This is a genomic window from Pseudomonas baltica, assembly GCF_031880315.1.
Lineage (GTDB): Bacteria > Pseudomonadota > Gammaproteobacteria > Pseudomonadales > Pseudomonadaceae > Aquipseudomonas.
Genome location: NZ_CP134771.1, coordinates 727717 through 746095 on the forward strand (window position 1 = coordinate 727717; position 18379 = coordinate 746095).

The window sequence follows — 18379 nt, forward strand, 5'->3', positions numbered from 1 at the left end:
TCCCATGTTGAATACTGCAAAGGGCGTCTACATCGTGGCGCAGACGCCGTTCGACGAGGCGGGAAACGTCGATCTCGACAGCATCGATACCCTGGTAGATTTCTACCGTGAACACGGCGCCAATGGCTTCACCGTACTTGGCGTCAGTGGCGAGGCCGGCAAGCTCAGCGCCGCCGAAGCCCGCCAGGTGGCGCAACGTTATATTCAGTGCGCCGAGGGCCTGCCGGTGATTGTCGGCGTCAGTCATCCGAGCCTGGCGCAACTCGCCGATTTCAGCAACGAAGTCATGGATCTGGGCGCCGCCGGCGTGATGATCGCGCCGCCCACCGGGCTGCAGACTGACGAAGACATCCTTGGCTACTTCGCCGAGGTCTATCGACGCATCGAAGATACGCCCACGGTGCTGCAGGACTTCCCCTTCGCCTCCAAGGTGGCGATGTCGGTGCCGGTCATCCAGCAACTTATCAACCGTCACGCAGAAATCCAGCTGATCAAGGAAGAGGACCTGCCCTGCCTCAACAAGATCAGCCGGCTGCGTACCGGGATGAGCCGTCGCGTGGCGATTCTGACCGGCAATAACGCCATGTATCTGCCGCTCGAATTGCAACGCGGTGCCGATGGCCCGATGGCCGGTTTCTCCTACCCGGAGATGCTCTCGCAGGTCTACACCCTGCACCAGGCCGGGCGCTTCGAAGAGGCCGACGATTTGTTCGATGTCTACCTGCCGCTGCTGCGTTATGAGGCCATGGGGTTCTGGGGCGTCTGCGCGCGCAAGGAGGTGATGCGCCGCCGCGGTGCCATTCGCCACGCGACGATGCGCACGCCGGGGCCAAAGCTGTCGACCGAGGACCTTGGCGAAATCGACAGGCTGGTCACCCGTTTGGAGCGCCGTCTAGGCCGCTGACACTTGGCCTTCTCCGCACAATAACAATACTGGAGACGCTGGATGAACGAACAAACCCTGGGCCTGACCCTGGTCCAGAAGCGCTCACGCGTGCGTTACACCACCCTCACGATGTTGGTGATCGCCAGCGCCGTGGCCCTGGCAGACCGTGCCAACCTGTCCATTGCCGGCTCCGCGATGTCTGCGCAGCTGGGGATCACGCCGATCCAGCTGGGCTACCTGTTCTCGGCGTTTTCCTGGGCCTACGTGCTCGCGCAATTACCCGCCGGCTGGATGCTCGATCGGTTCGGCGCCATCCGCGTGTACGGCATCGCCTTGTGCCTGTGGTCGGTGATCACCCTGGCCCAGGGGTTCATGGGGCTGGGGCCGGTGGGCTGGGTGGTCACGGGGCTGTTCGTCATGCGCTTCATCATGGGCCTGGTAGAGGCGCCGCTGTCACCGGGCAACAGCAGCATCACCGCCAGTTGGTTTCCGGTGGCGGAACGCGGCACCGCGACCTCGATCTACAACTCGGCCCAGTACATCGCCGTGCTGGTGTTCGTGCCGTGCATGGGCATCCTGGTGCACAAGGCCGGTTGGGAGTGGGTGTTCTGGGTCATGGGCGGGCTGGGTGTGCTGCTGGCGGTAGTGTGGGCCAGGACCATGCATAACCCGGTGCAGCATCCCGGTGTCAATGCACTGGAGCTGGAACACTTGCGTGATGGCGGCGCCAACGTCGACGGCGGTTCGGCCCGTCCCCAGGGAAGCAAACTGCGTCTCGCGGACCTCAAGCTGTTTTTGGGCAGCCGGCAAATGCTGGGGATCTACCTGGGCCAGTATTGCCTGGCGTCGATGCAGTATTTTTTCCTGACCTGGTTCCCCATTTACCTGGTCAAGGGCCGCGGCATGAACATCATCGATGTCGGCTTCGTCGCCATGCTCCCGGCCATCGCCGGGTTCATTGGCGGCATTCTCGGCGGGGTGATTTCCGATCGCCTGACGCGCCATGGCTACAGCCTTTCAGTCGCACGCAAGGTGCCTTTCGTGACCGGCCTGCTGCTGTCCTCGAGCGTGTTGTTCTGCAACTTCGTCGACTCCACCTACGTGATCGTTGCGTTGATGACCCTGGCGCTGTTCGGCAAGGGCCTGGCAGCCGTAAATTTCGCCCTGGTCGCCGACACCGCGCCGCGCCACCTGGTAGGCCTGGCTGGTGGCCTGTTCAACCTGTTCGGCAGCCTCTCGGGCATCGTCACGCCCATTGTGATCGGCTACGCCTTGCAGGCCACCGGTTCGTTCACCGAGGCCCTGTGGTTCGTCGCGGCTCATGGCGTGATCGGGGCCGTTTCGTATCTATGCGTGGTCGGCAAGATTCGACCGCTGGAGGCGCCGCGCGATAACGTTTGAAAGCGCTGTCCGATATCGTCCAAAAACAACAAGCCGATAGGCAACTGGAGATAGACATGCCCACGCTCCTGAAAGCGCAAGCCAACCATTCGGCCGTGATAACGGCGGCTCGAACCCATGTCCGTTACTACGTCCTCGCCCTCATTCTGCTCGCCACGGCCATCAACCTGGGGGATCGCGCCAACCTGTCCATCGCCGGCGACGCCCTGTCCCATGAACTCGGCCTGAATGCCGTGACCATGGGCTATCTGTTTTCGGCGTTCGCCTGGGCCTACGTGCTGGGGCAGCTCCCTGGCGGCTGGGTGCTCGATCGCTTCAATTCGGTGAAGGTGTATGGCGCCGCGTTGTTCATTTGGTCGTTTTTGACCTTCATGCAGGGCACCATCAGTTGGCTGCCGTCGAGCATGGTGGTGGCCGCGCTGTTCATCCTGCGTTTTTTGGTGGGGTTCGTCGAAGCACCGATCTATCCGGCCAACAACTACATCGTCGCCGCCTGGTTCCCGCTCAAGGAGCGCGGCTTTGCGACGGCAATCTTTTCATCCGCGCAATATGTGGCCATCGTGCTGTTCGTGCCGGTCATGGGCATGCTCAGCCATGCCCTGAGCTGGCATTACGTGTTCTGGTTCATGGGCTCGCTGGGGATGCTGCTGTCGTTGTTCTGGTTCTGGCAGATGCACAGCCCCGACAAACATCCTCGAGTCAATCCGGCGGAGCTTGAGTACCTGAAGGACAATGGCGCGCTGATCGACATCGAAAGCGCCAAGGGCAAGACCCCACCTCCCAAGCTGTCGGCCATCAGCGTGCTGTTCAACAACCGCATGATGCTGGGCATCTATATCGGTCAGTACTGCATCACCGGGTTGCAGTACTTCTTTATCACCTGGTTTCCCATCTACCTGGTCAAGGGCCGGGGCATGAACATCATGGAGGTGGGTTTCGTCGCGACCCTGCCGGCGATCTGCGGTTTTGCCGGGAGCATCCTGTGCGGCGTGCTCTCCGACCGTTTGCTCAAGCGTACCGGCTCGGTGACCCTCGCGCGCAAAGTGCCGTTCATCATCGGCATGGCATTGGCGACCGGCCTGGTGTTTTGCAATTTCACCGATTCGATTTACGTGATCGTCGGGTTGATGTCCCTGGCCCTGTTCGGCAAAGGCCTGGCGCAGATCGGCCTGGCGGTGGTGGTCGATACCTCGCCACCGCCCATCGTCGGCATGGCCACCGGGGTGTTCGGCATCGCTGGCAACATCGCCGGGATCATCACCCCCATCGTGATCGGCTACACGGTGCAAGCCACTGGATCGTTCAGCATCGCGCTGTATTTCGTCGCGGCCCACGCCTTGATTGCCATGCTCGCCTACCTGTTGGTGGTCGGCCCTCTGCGCCGGCTTGAAATGCCTGCAAAACCTTTCGATGAATCCGGAGCCTGATGATGTCAGCCGAGCCAAAACGTTTTGATCCATCGGCCCTCGAGCGCTTTGCCTGCACCCTGCTGCAGCGCGCCGGCGTGCCCCAGGACCGCGCCCTGCCCATGGCGCAGCGCATGCTCGATGCCGACTTGCTGGGCCACCGCACCCATGGGCTGTGGTTCATGAGCGCGTATCTGGAACGCATCTGCGCCGGGCACATTCGCCCCGAGGCGCAGGTGCAGGTGCTCCACGACCGGCCGAGCGCGTTTGCCTGGCATGCCCAGCGCGCCCCCGGTGCCTGGGTGATGCAGCAGGCCAGCGCCGAACTGCTCCAGCGCGTGGCCAGCCAGGGCGTGGTCAGCGCCACCATCGCCGACTGCTCCCATATCGGCTGTCTGCAGGCCTATCTGCTGCCGCTGGTGCGGGAAAACTTGCTGGTCACCCTCAGCGCCACCAATCCGGGGGTGCGCTCGGTGGCGCCGTTTGGCGGCAGCGATCCGGTGCTCACCACCAATCCCGTGGCCTGGGGCATACCGACCCGAGGGGCACCGATCCTGATCGATCAATGCACCTCGGTGGCCAGCAACACCTTCTTCAAACGCTTCGCCGAGCAAGGCCAAAGACTCCCCGAAGCCTGGCTGCTCGACAACGACGGCCGGCCCACCGACGACCCGCAGGTGCTGCAGCACACGCCACCGGGCAGCATTTTGCCGCTGGGTGGCCTGGAGCATGGCTACAAGGGTTTCGGCCTGGGCCTGATGGTCGAAGCGTTCAGCCTGGCACTGGGCGGCAGCGGTCGGCGCCAGGGTCCGGACATGTTTGGTCAGGGGGTGTTCATCCAGGTGATCGACCCCGACAGCTTCGCCGGGCGCGAGGCATTTCTGGATGAGATGGACCACTTGGTCGCCCGATGCCGGGAGAGCCGTCTGCGTGCGGATTCCAAGGGTATTCGCTTGCCTGGCGAACGAGCACTGGCCGAGCGCGAGCGGCAGCTGGTGCACGGTATCGCGCTCGGTGATGAAGTGTTGTCGCGGCTGCAGCCTTGGGCCGAGCGATTGAATGTGACGATTCCTGGGCCACTGGGCTGAGGTTGTTGGCCTGAATAGCGGCGCTTGGTAGGACGGTGATGCTGGTTGGGGGTGGTTCTGCTTTCGAGCCGCACAGGCCCGCAGCAAAGGACCACACCGATCCAGAAGCCCCTGACCCCCAGCCACCGATAGAACCACTATGTGCGCCACCGAACAGACAGCCGTCGCTGCCGGTATTCACACTCAGGGTGCGAAGCTCCGCTCACCCAGGCACGTACCGGTGCCGGCATCCCTGCTGCGCACCCCGCCGGGCTGTGCATTGCGCCAGCGCTGACGAGACTGCTGGCGCGAGTGTCAGACCTAGGATTTTATGACAAGCATATGGGCGCCTGTCCGGTTGCTGCTGTCCCGGCTGACGACGTTGTACCGAACCGGCAACTACCCCCCGGTCAAATTCGCCTACGAGCAGATCCTGCGCGCCGAGCTGTTCAATGCCGAGCAGATGGCCGATCACGGGATCGCCCTGGCCGGGCAACATCAGCTCAGCGCGCTGTCGGCACGGGACTCGCTGCTGGGCCGACTGGACGACAACGAGCGGCTGCTCAACCGCAGTTGCAGTGCGCTGACCTTGGCGCAGCGCAGTAGCCGGCGCGTCACCCCCGCCGCCGAGTGGCTGCTGGACAACTACTTTCTGGTGGAAGAAAACATCCGCACCGCCAGGACGCACTTGCCTAAAGGCTACAGCCGCAAGCTGCCGCGCCTGATCAATGGCCAGTCCAGTGGCCTGCCGCGGGTCTATGACATTGCCCTGGAGACTATTTCCCACGGCGACGGCCGCTTCGACGAGCAAAGCCTGCAGCGCTTTATCGTCGCCTATCAAACCGTCATGCCCCTGGCCCTCGGCGAACTCTGGGCGATCCCCATCATGCTGCGCCTGGCCTTGATCGAAAACCTGCGCCGGGTGGCGTCGCGGGTCATGGCCAACTGGGACGACCGCAACCTGGCCGATGACTGGGCCGAGCGCCTGATCGAGGTCTCCGAGCGCGACGTCAAAAGCGTGGTGCTCACCGTAGCCGACATGGCCCGCTCGGCACCGCCACTGACCGCCGCCTTCGTCGCCGAAGTCGCCCGCCGCCTGCAGGGGCAAAGCGCGGCCTTGGCACTGGCGCTCAACTGGATCGAGCAGATGCTCGGCGAAAGCGGCTCGAGCATCGAACGCCAGGTACAGCTCGACGCGCAGCAGCAATCCGCCGATCAGGTGTCCATCAGCAACAGCATCGGCAGCCTGAGGCTGTTATCGGCGACCAACTGGCGTGACTTCGTCGAAGCCGTCAGCCATGTCGAGTACGCCCTGAACGACGACCCCGCAGCGATCTACCCGGCCATGGACTTCGCCACCCGCGACAGCTATCGGCACATGATCGAGCGCCTCGCCCGGCGCAGTCGCCACTCGGAAATCCAGGTGGCGCAGCTGGCCGTCGCGCTGTGCGGCGAATACCCACCCCAGGTGCCCGCCGGGGCGCCCACCCAGCACATCGGCTACTTCTTGATTGGCGCGGGCATCGCCGAACTCGAACGCAGACTCAACGCGCGGGTGCCCTTCCATGAGCGCTGGAAGCGCCTGCTGCAACGCTCGCCGCTGGCCTTCTACCTGGCTCCGGCATCCGTGCTGACGGTGATCCTGGCCTTGCCATTGCTCGCCTCCGCAGGGCGCGATGGACTGTCTTACTTGGAGCTGCTGGGCCTCGCGGTGCCGTGCCTGGTGATGACCAGCCGGCTGGCGTTCAGCCTGATCAACTGGTGGGCGACCTTCAGCCTGGCGCCGGTGATGCTGCCGAAGATGGACTACAGCGACGGCATCCCCGACCAGGCCCGCACTCTGGTGGTGATCCCGACCCTGATCGCTTCGCGTCTTGATGTCGAAGAATTGGCCGAGGGCCTTGAAGTGCGGTTTCTGGCCAACCGCGACGACAACCTGTTCTTCGCCCTGCTCACCGATTTTCTTGATGCCCCCGAGCAGACACAGCCGCAAGACGCCGCACTGCTCGAACAGGCCGCGCACGCCATCAACCTGCTCAACCGCCAATACGCCGATGGCTCGACTGATCGATTCTTCCTGCTGCATCGCTCGCGCCGCTGGAACCCCGGCGAAAACGTATGGATGGGCCACGAGCGCAAACGCGGCAAGTTGAATGACCTGAACGAACTGTTGCGCGGCCAGGGCGCCGAGCGTTTCAGCACCATCGTCGGCGACATTCAGGCACTGCAATCGGTGCGCTACGTGATCACCCTCGACACCGACACGCAACTGCCCCGGGACGTCGCACGCCAGTGCACCGGCGCCATGATGCACCCGTTGAATCGGCCGATCTTCGATGCCAGCCAGGCCACCATCATCGCCGGCTATGCGCTGCTGCAACCGCGGGTCGGCATCAGCCTGACCAGCACCCCACGCTCGCTGTATTCGCGCCTGTTCGGCAACGGCGGCGGAGTCGATCCTTACACCCGGGCGGTCTCGGACATCTACCAGGACCTGTTCCAGCAAGGCTCCTTCATTGGTAAAGGCATCTACGACGTCGATGCCTTTACTCAAGCGCTCGAAGGCCGCCTGCCCGACAACCGCATCCTCAGCCATGACCTGATCGAAGGCAGTTATGCGCGCTCGGGCCTGTTGAGCGATGTCGAACTGTACGAGCAATATCCTTCGCACTACAGCGCCGACGTCAAACGCCGCCATCGCTGGATTCGCGGCGACTGGCAACTACTGCCCTGGACCGTGCCGTGGACCCGCGACGTCAACGGCGAATGGGCGCGCAACCGGCTGGGCATCATGGCCCACTGGAAACTCTTCGACAATTTGCGCCGCAGCCTGGAGCCGCTGGCGTCGCTGGTGATCCTGGCCTGGGGCTGGTTCGCCAGTAGCGAGCCGCTGGCCTGGACGCTCACGGTGCTGGGCCTGTTGGTGGTGCAACCGCTGCTCAAGACCCTCACCGACGCCCTGCACCCGCCGGTCAAGGTGCCTTACTGGCACTACCTGCGCGACCTTTGCGCCAGCTTGCTGCAGGATCTGGCGCGCGTCGCCGCGACCCTCGCCTGGCTGCCTTTCGAGATGTACTACAGCAGTGATGCCATCGCCCGCTCGCTGTGGCGCATCACCTTCAGCCAGCGCCTGATGCTGCAGTGGCAGCCGTCGCGCGAGGTCGAGCGGCACTCGGAAAACCGCCTGGCCAGGCGTTACCGCGAAATGTGGATCGGGCCGTTGTTCGCCATGGTCGGGCTGATCGCGCTGGTCAATGAGCCGCTGACGCTGGTCATCGCCCTGCCCTTGCTGCTGTGCTGGGCGGCCGGGCCCTGGGTGGCGTGGCGGCTCAGTTCGGCGCCGCAGCACCAGCGGTTCGAGCCCTCGGTCGAGGTGCTGCGCTTTTTACGGGTGCTGAGCCGGCGCACCTGGGCGTTCTTCGATGAATTCGTCGGCCCGCAGGATAACTGGTTGCCGCCGGACAACATCCAGGAAGAACCCAAGGCCAGTGTCGCCCACCGCACCTCGCCCACCAATATGGGCATGGCGCTGGTCGCGCACCTGGCCGCCCACGACTTCGGCTACCTGAGCACGCAGCGGCTGGCCAGCCGGCTGTCGGCCTCCCTGAACAGCATGAACGCGCTGGAGCGCTACCAGCAGCACTTCTACAACTGGTACGACACGCAAACCTTGCAACCCCTGCGCCCGCATTACATCTCCACCGTCGACAGCGGCAACCTCGCCGGCCTGCTGCTGACCCTGCGCGCGGGGCTGCTACAGATGCCGGACGCGAGACTGTTCGGCCCGGCGATCCGCAGTGGCTTGCGCGATACCCTGGATACGCTGATCGAGAGCCGCGGGGCCGCCGAGTTCGGCGACCTGCGCCAACGCCTGGATGATCCCGACGGGTCGCTCGATATCGATGCCTTGCTGTCTCTGCTAAGGGACGCCCAGGCTGAAGTGTCAGCGTTCGGCGGCGAAGAGGCCGGTACAGACAATGATGCAACCTACTGGCGACACGCATTCAACGCCCAATGCCAAGACTGGATCACCGAGCTCGAACGCTACCGCCTCCCCCCCTGCCTCCCCGGCCGCGTGCCCCCACAACACTCCCTGCGCGCCCTCGCCCAACTGCTTCAAGACGACTGGCCCCGCGAGCACCACAGCCGCGTAGCCAGCGTACGCAGCAGCGCACTGAACGCCATCGAACAGCTCGACACACTCAGCGGCCTGGCCGGCGCCCTGGCGCACATGGACTTCGGGCTGCTCTACGACCGCAAGCGCGATCTGTTCTGCATCGGCTACACCACCGAAGAACGGCGCCTGGACACCGGCTACTACGACTTGCTGGCCTCCGAGGTGCGCCTGACCAATTTCGTGGTCATCGCCCAGGGCCAGATCCCCCAGCGCGCGTGGTTCACCCTCGGCCGCCTGGCCGGCGACTGCGGCGGCGTGACGACATTGATGTCGTGGTCCGGCTCGATGTTCGAATACCTGATGCCGATCCTGGTGATGCCTAACTACGACGGCAGCCTGCTCGACCAGACCTGCCGCGCCGCCGTGGCCGTGCAGATCGAACACGGCAACCGCTTGGGCATTCCCTGGGGCGTGTCGGAGTCCGGCTACTACACCCTCGACGCCCAATTCAATTACCAGTACCGGGCGTTCGGCGTCCAAGGCCTGGGCCTCAAGCGCGGGCTGGGCGATGACATCGTGGTCGCGCCTTACGCCAGTGCGCTGGCGTTGATGGTCGACAGCGCGGCAGCCAGCAGCAACCTGCAACGCCTGGCTCGCCAGGGCGCGATGGGCCGTTACGGGCTGTACGAAGCGGTCGATTACACCGAGGCACGGCTGCCACCCGGTCAGCCCTTCGCGCTGGTGCAGTCGTTCATGGCGCACCACCAGGGCATGAGCCTGCTGGCGCTGACCAGCGTGCTGCTCGATCAGCCCATGCAGCGGCGCTTCGAATCCGATCCGGCGTTGCAGTCCGCCCTGCTCCTGCTGCAAGAGCGCGTGCCCAAGGCCTCTGCGCCCTACCTGCAAGCCGCGCAATCGCCGCCGCTGAGCGACGCCGAAGGTCAGGACACCCAACTGCGAATATTCAGCCACCCCGGCCACAAACGCCCTGCGGTGCAGCTGCTCTCCAACGGCCGCTATCACGTGCTGCTCAGCAGTGCCGGCGCAGGCTACAGCCGCCGCGACGATATCGCCATCAGCCGTTGGCACGAGGACATCACCCAGGACAACTGGGGCACGTTCTGTTACTTGCGCGACGTCGCCACCGGCGCCTTTTGGTCTGCCGCCTTCCAGCCCACATTGCGCAAGACTGAGAGCCACGAGGCCATATTCAGCAACGCCCGCGCGGAGTTTCGCACCCGGGAGCTGGATTTCGACTCGCACCTGGAAATCGTCGTATCGCCCGAAGACAACATCGAGCTTCGCCGCCTGCACGTCACCAACCGCGGGGCCGCAGCAAAGACGCTGGAGATCACCACCTACGCCGAAGTGGTGCTGGCCCCCGCGATGGCCGATGCCATGCATCCGGCGTTCAGCAAACTGTTCGTGCAGACTGAATTGCTGCCGGCCTTGCAAGCGATCATCTGCAGCCGTCGCCCGCGCGCCAGTGACGAGAGTCCGCCGTGGATGTGCCATCTGCTCGCGGCCCATGGCGTCGATATCCAGGCGATTTCCTATGAAACCGACCGTGCTCGGTTCATCGGCCGCGGCCGCAATCTGGCCACGCCCGCCGCCCTGGATGCTGACTGCGAGCAGCTGTCCGGCGGCGCCGGGCCGGTGCTCGACCCGATCGTCGCGATCCGCTGCCGCATCACCCTGCAACCCGGCCAGCAGGCCACCATCGACTTGGTCACCGGGGTGGCGGACCACCGCGAAGAGTGCCTGGCGCTGATCAACAAGTACCGCGACCGGCACCTGGCCGATCGGGTCTTCGATTTGTCCTGGACCCACGGGCAGGTGTTGCTGCGCCAGCTCAACGTGTCCATGGCCGATGCACACCTGTTCGAACAGATGGCCTCGTCCCTTGTATACGCCAACCCGGCGTTGCGCGCGGACAGCGCCGTGCTGATCGGCAACCGGCGCAACCAGCAGGGCCTGTGGGGGCAGTCGATTTCCGGCGACCTGCCGATCGTGCTGTTGCAGATCCACAGCCTGGACAACATCGAGCTGGTGCAGACCATGATTCAGGCCCACGCCTATTGGCGCCAGAAGGGCCTGGTGGTCGACCTGCTGATCTGGAACGAAGACAAGGTCGGCTACCGCCAGCAGTTGCAGGACGCGATCATGGGGCTGGTGACCTCCGGCAGTGAAGCGGCGCTGGTGGATCGCTCCGGCGGGATTTTCGTGCGCACGGCGCAGCAACTGTCGAGCGAAGATCGCACCCTGATTCTGTCGGTGGCACGGCTGGTGTTCAGCGAAGGCGCCGGTTCGCTCGCCGAGCAGGTTCATCGCCGCCGCGTGGTGCCGGTGTATGCACCGTTTGTGGCGACGCAAAAATACCGCCCGACGCCGCTGCCGGCCAAATCGGCGCAGCGACCCCGGCTGCTGAGCAACGCCTACGGCGGCTTCAGTGCCGATGGCAGCGAGTACCTGATCGACGCCACGGCGGCGCGGCCAACGCCTGCGCCCTGGGTCAATGTCATCGCCAATGCGCACGTGGGCACGGTGTTGTCCGAGACCGGCAGCGCCTACAGCTGGACCGAAAACGCCCACGAATTTCGCCTGACGCCGTGGCACAACGACCCGGTGACTGACCTCAGTGGCGAGGTGATCTACCTGCGCGATGAAGAGACCGGGCGCTTCTGGTCCGCCACCCCACAGCCCTGCCCCGGCACTGGCCGCTATCTGACTCGCCACGGCTTCGGCTACAGCGTGTTCGAGCGCGAAGGCGACGGCCTGCACACCGAGCTGTGGGTCTACGTGGCGCTGGACGCGCCGATCAAGTTTTCCCGGCTGATCGTGCGCAACCTGACGGATCGCAGCCGCACCCTGAGCGTTACCGGCTATGTGGAGTGGGTGCTGGGCGACCTGCGCAGCAAGTCGGCCATGCACGTGGTCACGCAATCGGACCCGGTCAGCGGCGCACTGTTCGCCCGTAATGCGTTTTCGGTGGAATTCAGCGACCGCGTGGCGTTCTTCGACACCGACGGCACCGACCATCGCGTCACCGGCGACCGCACCGAGTTCATCGGCCGTGGTGGCAGCCTGAAAGCGCCGGCCGCGATGCAGCATGCCGGGCTGTCCGGGCGCATCGGCGGTGGCCTGGACCCCTGTGCGGCGATCCAGGTCTCCCTGCAGCTGGCCGCCGGGCAAAGCCGCGAAGTGGTCCTGCGCCTGGGCGCCGAGCAGACCGCCGAGGCCGCCACCGCCCAGGTGCAACGTTACCGCGGCGTCCAGGCAGCCGCCGAGCAATTGCACAAGGTCCGCGAGCATTGGCGTTCGCTGTTGTCGGTGATCCAGGTGCAGACCCCAGCCGCAGAGGTCGACGTGATGGTCAACGGCTGGTTGATGTATCAAGTCATCGCCTGTCGCTTTCTGGCCCGCAGCGGGTTCTATCAATCGGGGGGCGCCATCGGTTTTCGCGATCAGTTGCAGGACAGCATGGCGATGATCCATGCCAGTCCCGCGCTGGTGCGCAAGCATTTGCTGTTGTGCGCCGGCCATCAGTATCCGGAAGGCGACGTGCAGCACTGGTGGCATCCGCCGCTCGATCGCGGGGTGCGCACCGGTTGCTCCGATGATTTTTTATGGCTGGTGGCGGCGACCAGCCGCTACGTGGAAATCACCGGTGATGTGGCGGTGCTGGATGAGCCCGCAGGTTACCTGCAAGGCCGCACCCTGAACCCGCAGGAGGAGTCCTACTACGATCTGCCGGGGGTGTCGCCGCTGCGCGAATCGCTGTACCGACACTGCGTACGCGCCATCGAACACAGCCTGCGCCGGGGCGAACACGGCTTGCCGCTGATGGGCGGTGGCGACTGGAACGACGGCATGAACCGCGTCGGCTATCAGGGTCGCGGCGAAAGCGTGTGGCTGGGCTTTTTCGCCAACCAGGTGCTCAAGCGTTTTGCCCTGGTGGCCGGGCAGCAGGGCGACGCGGAGTTCGCCCTGCGCTGCAACGAAAACGCGGTGCTGCTCAACGAGCGGCTGGAGAAGACCGCCTGGGATGGCGCCTGGTACCGCCGCGCCTGGTTCGATGACGGTCAGCCGCTGGGCTCTTCGATCAACACCGAGTGCCGTATCGACTCCATCGCCCAGAGCTGGTCGGTGCTCTCTGACGCCGGCTCCGCCCCCCGTCAGCGCCAGGCCATGCAGGCGCTTGACCGCTACCTGGTCAAGCCCGATATCCGCGCAGTGCTGCTGCTCGACCCGCCTTTCGATAAAGGCGCCGAAGACCCGGGCTATATCAAGGGCTACGTGCCCGGCGTGCGCGAGAACGGCGGGCAATACACCCACGCCGCCGTGTGGGCGGCCATGGCCTTCGCGCAATTGGGCGACAGCGCCAAGGCCTGGGAGCTGCTGCACCTGATCAATCCCGCCGACCCAGCCAACAACGCGGCCATCGAAACCTACAAGGTCGAGCCATATGTGATGGCCGCCGATGTCTATGGCGCCGCACCCCATGCCGGCCGCGGCGGCTGGACCTGGTACACCGGTTCCGCCGGCTGGATGTATCGCCTGGCGACCGAGTCGCTGCTGGGTGTGCAGCGGGTCGGCAACACGCTGCGCATCGAGCCGTTGCTCCCCGCCCATTGGCCGGGCTTTACCCTGAGTTATCGATTCGGCGCCACTCAGTATCACTTCGATGTACGCCGCAGCGAAGCGAATGTCAGCTCGATGAGCGTCGATGGCCAGATCATCGAGGGCCGCACGCTGCGCTTGATCGACGACGGCGTCGAGCGCCGCGTGCGGGTGGAGTGCCCTGCGCCCGTGGCGCACACCCGTGCAATGGCCCAGGGGGTGGACCATTAGCGGTTAATCCCCTGCGCCAAGAAATACAAGCGTACTCTGGACCAATTCGGCTGTTTTCTCCTTTGGGGCTCGTCATGTCCGATCCACCGCTACCGACCGGCAATCACTTGCTGGCCGCCCTTACCCATGAAGAACTAGCGCGCCTCGCCCCGCATCTGGAGGTGGTCCCCCTGACGCTGGGCGAGGTCCTGTACGAGCCCGGCGACACCCTGCGCCACGTGTACTTCCCCACCAACTGCATCGTGTCCTTGCTGCACGTCACCGAAAGCGGCGCGTCGGCGGAAATCGCCGTGGTCGGCAACGAAGGGCTGATCGGCATCGCCCTGTTCATGGGCGGCGAGAGCACCTCCAGCCGCGCCGTGGTGCAGAGTGCCGGCAGTGCGTTGCGCCTGCCGGGGCAGAAACTCAAGGACGAATTCAATCGCCACGGCGATCTGCTGTTGCTGATGCTGCGCTACACCCAGGCGCTGATCACCCAAATGTCGCAGACCGCCCTGTGCAATCGCCACCACTCCATCGACCAGCAACTGTGCCGCTGGCTGCTGCTGTCGCTGGACCGCCTGCCCGGCAATCAACTGACCATGACCCAGGAGCTGATCGCCAACATGCTCGGCGTGCGCCGCGAAGGCGTCACCGAAGCGGCAGGCAAGCTGCAACGCCAGAGCGTGATCGAATACAGCCGCGGGCACATCAAGGTGCTGGATCGCCCGCAGTTGGAGCGGCTCAGTTGCGAGTGTTATTCGGTGGTGAAGACCGAGACTGATCGGTTGCTTCATTACACGCGGCGCCAGGAAAGGTGACCCACATCAGCCGCGTGGCTCTAAAAACCCTAGCTGAACCAATCAATCCTTCGCGGTTGTTGAATAGGGCGTACCATCAGGTCTGCCCCCAGGAACCCGATCACGATGTCAACGGATAGCGACGCAAGCCTGGACTTCCAGCTTTTCCTGGCGTGCCGAGCAGGTGATGGCGCGGACAGTGCGCTGATCGCCGCGGCGCTCAGTGCCACCCTGCAAGACCTCGACACCGTGCTCTCGCCCGTTATAGGCAGCAAGGGAGTCGCGGCGTTGTTGCGTCGCAGCCTGCAATTGACCGGCTCGACCCTGGCGGAGCTGAACGGGCTGCCTGAAGGTACCCAGGAGCTTCTGGACCCTGCATGCGTCTTGGCCCTTCTCGGCCAGCGTACCCCGCAGGAGGCATTGTTGCTGGGCGAACAGTTCCTGCAGACGCTCTATCGCCTGCTCGGCACCTTGATCGGGCCATCCCTCACCGCGCGCCTTCTTGATGCCGTATTCGCAGCTCCGCTCAGCGCGCCCCCGGCGCAGGATAGTTCGCCATGAACAGCAAAGTGACCATCAACCGTCTGGCCACCGGCGTACCGGGGCTGGATGAAGTCCTGGGTGGCGGCCTGCCGGAATTCTCGTTCAATCTGATCGCAGGGCCCCCCGGCTGCGGCAAGACCACCCTGGCGCACCAGATCATGTTCGCGCTGGCCACGCCCGAGCGTCCGGCGCTGTTCTTCACCGTGCTTGGCGAGCCACCCCTGAAAATGCTGCGCTACCAGCAGCAGTTCGACTTTTTCGACAGCGACGCCATCAATCATTCGGTGCGCTACATCAATCTGGCGGACGAAACCCAGGCCGGCAATCTCGACGAGGTGCTGCGCCGGATCGTCGCTGAAGTGGAAGCCCACGGCCCGGCCCTGGTGTTCGTCGACTCGTTCCGTTCCGTGGTGCTCGCCAGCCAGACCGCAGACAACCCCAACAACAACCTGCCGCAGTTCGTGCAGCAACTGGGCATGTTGATGACCACCTGGCAGGCCACCACCTTCCTGATTGGCGAGTACTTCACCGAGCTCGACACCAACCCGATCTTCACCGTGGCGGACGGCTTGATCTGGCTGCGCCAGAGCGTTCAGCGCAACTCCATGGTGCGCAAGATGGAAATCATGAAGATGCGCGGCCAAGCGACGCTGCCGGGGTTGCACACCTTTCGCATCGACGGCAGCGGCATCAGCGTGTTCGCCCCGGCGGGTGCCAGTCCGCAGCCCGCGACCCAGCCACCGCCCGGCGCATTGCCCAAGCGTCTGCGCATGGGTTCCGCGAGCCTTGATGAAATGCTCGGCGGCGGTCTGCCACAGGGCTATTCGCTGCTGGTGGCCGGGCCGTCCGGATCTGGCAAGAGTATTCTCGCCGCCAGCTTTCTGGCTCAAGGCGCCAACGAGGGCGAAACAGGCGTGATCGCGGTGTTCGAGCAGCGCCCCGATCGCTCGCAGAATCCGACCCTGGCGCGCCTGGTCGAGGAAGGCAAGGTCGGCCTGGTGGACAGCCGCGCGCCGGATCTGTCGATAGACGAGATCGTGCACTTGCTGCTGGCTGAAATCACCCGCCTCAAGGCTACCCGTGTGGTGATCGACTCGCTGTCCGGCTTCGAGCTGGCGTTGGCCCCGACCTTCCGCGCTGACTTTCGCGAGTCGCTGTCGCGGATGGTCAATGCCCTGACCGGGGCTGGCGTCAGTGTGCTGATGACCTCCGAGCTGGAAGATCGCTACACCGATCTGCGCTTCAGCCCCTACGGCACCGCGTTCCTCACCGATGCGATCATCGTGCAACGCTACATCGAGGTGCAGAGTCGGCTGTTGCGCATCATGGCCGTGGTGAAGGTGCGCGCCAGCGCCCACAGCGATGAGTTGCGCCAATACCGGATCGATGACCAAGGCTTGCAGATCGGCGACAGAGTTGCGGATCGCGAAGGGCTGCTGGGCGGCAGCCCCACCCGGCAACACGTCAGCCTGGCGCCAGCGGGAGAGGACAATGTGTGAACTGCCATGAAAGAGCTGGAACTGCAGATGGCCAGCGCCACCAGCGAGCTGCAGCTGCTCGGGGAGAAGACCCTCGAAGCCCGCACGGTGCTGGCGGCACTGCAACGCACCCTGGTCGAGACCCAGGACCGCATCAGCGACCGACAGAACATCGCGCAGTTGCTCGAAGCCAACGAGCAACTGGTCATCGCCATTCTTTCGGCGCAGTCCGAGGTGGCCGACGCCCCCGTCATACCCGGTCCTGCACAGGCGCCGCAGCTGCGCGAAGCCAATGAGCAGCTGACCATCGCGGCACTCAGCGCGCAAAACCTTCAAGGGCTGGCCGAACGCGCCCTGGCCCAGGAGCGCAAGATCCTCGCCATCGTTGCTCACGAGCTGCGCAACCCGCTGACCCCGATCAGCCTGATCGCCGGGCGCATCGCCAAGGTGTCGAGCACCGAACTGCCCCGCTTGCAGGCGCTGCTGGAAGGCCAGGTGAGCTACATGGCGCGCCTGGTGGACGACCTGCTGGATGTATCGCGGGCCACCACCGGCAAGCTGCGCCTGCAACTGCAACCGCTGGATATCGTGCCGTTGGTCAGGACGGTGGTCGACAGCTGCCTGCCGGTGATCGAGCAGCGGCAGTTGGCATTTTCCAGCGACTTGCCCGACCACCCCTTGCGAATCAACGGCGATACGGTACGACTGACTCAAGTCGTCACCAACATCATCACCAACGCGGCCAAATACACCCCCCGCGGTGGCGCGGTACAGCTGTCGATGCACGCTGAAGACGGTGTGGTGATGCTGAGCATCGCCGACAACGGCATTGGCATCTCCCCCGAGGCGCTCTCGGAGATATTCGAGCCCTTTGTCCAGGACACCCAGGCGGTGGGCTTCAATGGCGCGGGCCTGGGGATAGGGCTGACGGTGGTGCGTGAACTGGTAGAGGCCCACGGCGGCGCAGTGGTCGCGCTCAGCGACGGGCCGAACCAGGGCAGCACGTTTATCGTGACGTTGCCGCTGCTGGGTTGAGTCGGTGCGGCAGCCCTGAGCGGGTCAAGATGCCGTCATCCGCTCCAGACTATTACTCAAATGCAGCCACATCGCCGCCCGCGCCGCGTCCGGATCCTGGCGGCGAATGGCCTTGAGAATGGCCTCGTGCTCCTGATTGGCCTGGCGACCGAACGGGGTCAGGTCGGTGGCGCCCCGCTCCTGCGCATTGATGCGGGTGCGCGGAATTACAGAGCTGCCGAGATGATGGATGATGTCGGTGAAGTACACGTTGCCGGTCGCCTCGGCGATCAGTCGATGGAAACGCACATCGGCCTCGACGCTGCTGTCGTTGTTGGTCAACGAGTTCTGATAATCATCCAGTGCCTGGCGCATCTGCAGCAGTTGCGCCTCGCTGCGACGCACGGCCGCCAGGGCCGCGGCTTGAGTCTCCAGGCCCAGGCGCAGTTCGAGGATGCCGCGCACGCTGAGCTCGGTATCGCGGGTCAGGTGCAAGCCCTGGCGCTCGTCGCGTGCCAATACGAAGGTGCCGATACCGTGTCGGGTTTCCACCAGCCCTGAGGCCTGCAGTTGGGAAATCGCCTCGCGCACCACGGTGCGGCTGACGCCATGCTCACGCACCAGGGTCGATTCGGAAGGCATCTTTTCGCCGGGAGCGATCTGGCCGAGGCGGATGCGCTGGATCAGCCCGGCCACGATTTCGTGTGCCAGGCCGGGGGAACGCTTGCGATCGGGAGCTTGGGGTTCGTCTTGCATGGCGGGGTCCGTCATCTTCAGTGGGCGGATATTAGCACCTGTGGCCTGGCGGTTCAGCGGCGCTGCGGCGGGCCCCTTCGC

10 protein-coding genes are annotated in these 18379 nt (G+C 64.6%); 9 read left to right on the forward strand and 1 reads right to left on the reverse strand.

The annotated features are described in order from the left end of the window. The first annotated feature begins 4 nt into the window (after positions 1 to 4). The 9 genes from REH34_RS03260 to REH34_RS03300 all read left to right on the forward strand — a co-directional run bounded on the left by REH34_RS03260 (position 5) and on the right by REH34_RS03300 (position 17563). Positions 5 to 904, forward strand: a complete 900-nt coding sequence (locus REH34_RS03260; RefSeq protein ID WP_311970738.1) for a dihydrodipicolinate synthase family protein — start codon at positions 5 to 7, stop codon at positions 902 to 904. Positions 905 to 946: 42 nt separating this feature from the next. Further along, on the forward strand, positions 947 to 2287 hold the full coding sequence (locus REH34_RS03265) for an MFS transporter (RefSeq protein WP_311970739.1): 1341 nt from the start codon (positions 947 to 949) through the stop codon (positions 2285 to 2287). 56 nt (positions 2288 to 2343) lie between these two features. After that, entirely contained in the window at positions 2344 to 3714 is a 1371-nt protein-coding gene (locus REH34_RS03270) for an MFS transporter (protein WP_311970740.1), read from the forward strand. Positions 3715 to 3716: 2 nt separating this feature from the next. After that, positions 3717 to 4781, forward strand: a complete 1065-nt coding sequence (locus REH34_RS03275; RefSeq protein WP_311970741.1) for an Ldh family oxidoreductase — start codon at positions 3717 to 3719, stop codon at positions 4779 to 4781. 310 nt (positions 4782 to 5091) lie between these two features. Beyond that, a complete protein-coding gene (locus tag REH34_RS03280; RefSeq protein WP_311970742.1) occupies positions 5092 to 13728 on the forward strand; it encodes a GH36-type glycosyl hydrolase domain-containing protein in 8637 nt (2878 codons plus the stop codon). A gap of 74 nt (positions 13729 to 13802) precedes the next feature. Then, the gene (locus tag REH34_RS03285) at positions 13803 to 14528 is read left to right on the forward strand and encodes a Crp/Fnr family transcriptional regulator (protein WP_311970743.1); all 726 of its coding nucleotides are present in this window, start codon (positions 13803 to 13805) and stop codon (positions 14526 to 14528) included. Positions 14529 to 14633: 105 nt separating this feature from the next. Beyond that, positions 14634 to 15068: a hypothetical protein gene (locus REH34_RS03290; protein WP_311970744.1), complete on the forward strand. Its 435-nt coding sequence runs from the start codon at positions 14634 to 14636 to the stop codon at positions 15066 to 15068. Beyond that, a complete protein-coding gene (locus REH34_RS03295) occupies positions 15065 to 16549 on the forward strand; it encodes an ATPase domain-containing protein (RefSeq protein ID WP_311970745.1) in 1485 nt (494 codons plus the stop codon). Before REH34_RS03290 ends, REH34_RS03295 begins: the two co-directional genes overlap by 4 nt. Positions 16550 to 16555: 6 nt before the next feature. Then, a complete protein-coding gene (locus REH34_RS03300) occupies positions 16556 to 17563 on the forward strand; it encodes a HAMP domain-containing sensor histidine kinase (RefSeq protein ID WP_311970746.1) in 1008 nt (335 codons plus the stop codon). 24 nt (positions 17564 to 17587) lie between these two features. Here the strand turns inward: REH34_RS03300 and REH34_RS03305 are convergent, their stop codons facing one another. Beyond that, a complete protein-coding gene (locus REH34_RS03305; RefSeq protein ID WP_311970747.1) occupies positions 17588 to 18298 on the reverse strand; it encodes a FadR/GntR family transcriptional regulator in 711 nt (236 codons plus the stop codon). Positions 18299 to 18379 lie beyond the last annotated feature (81 nt).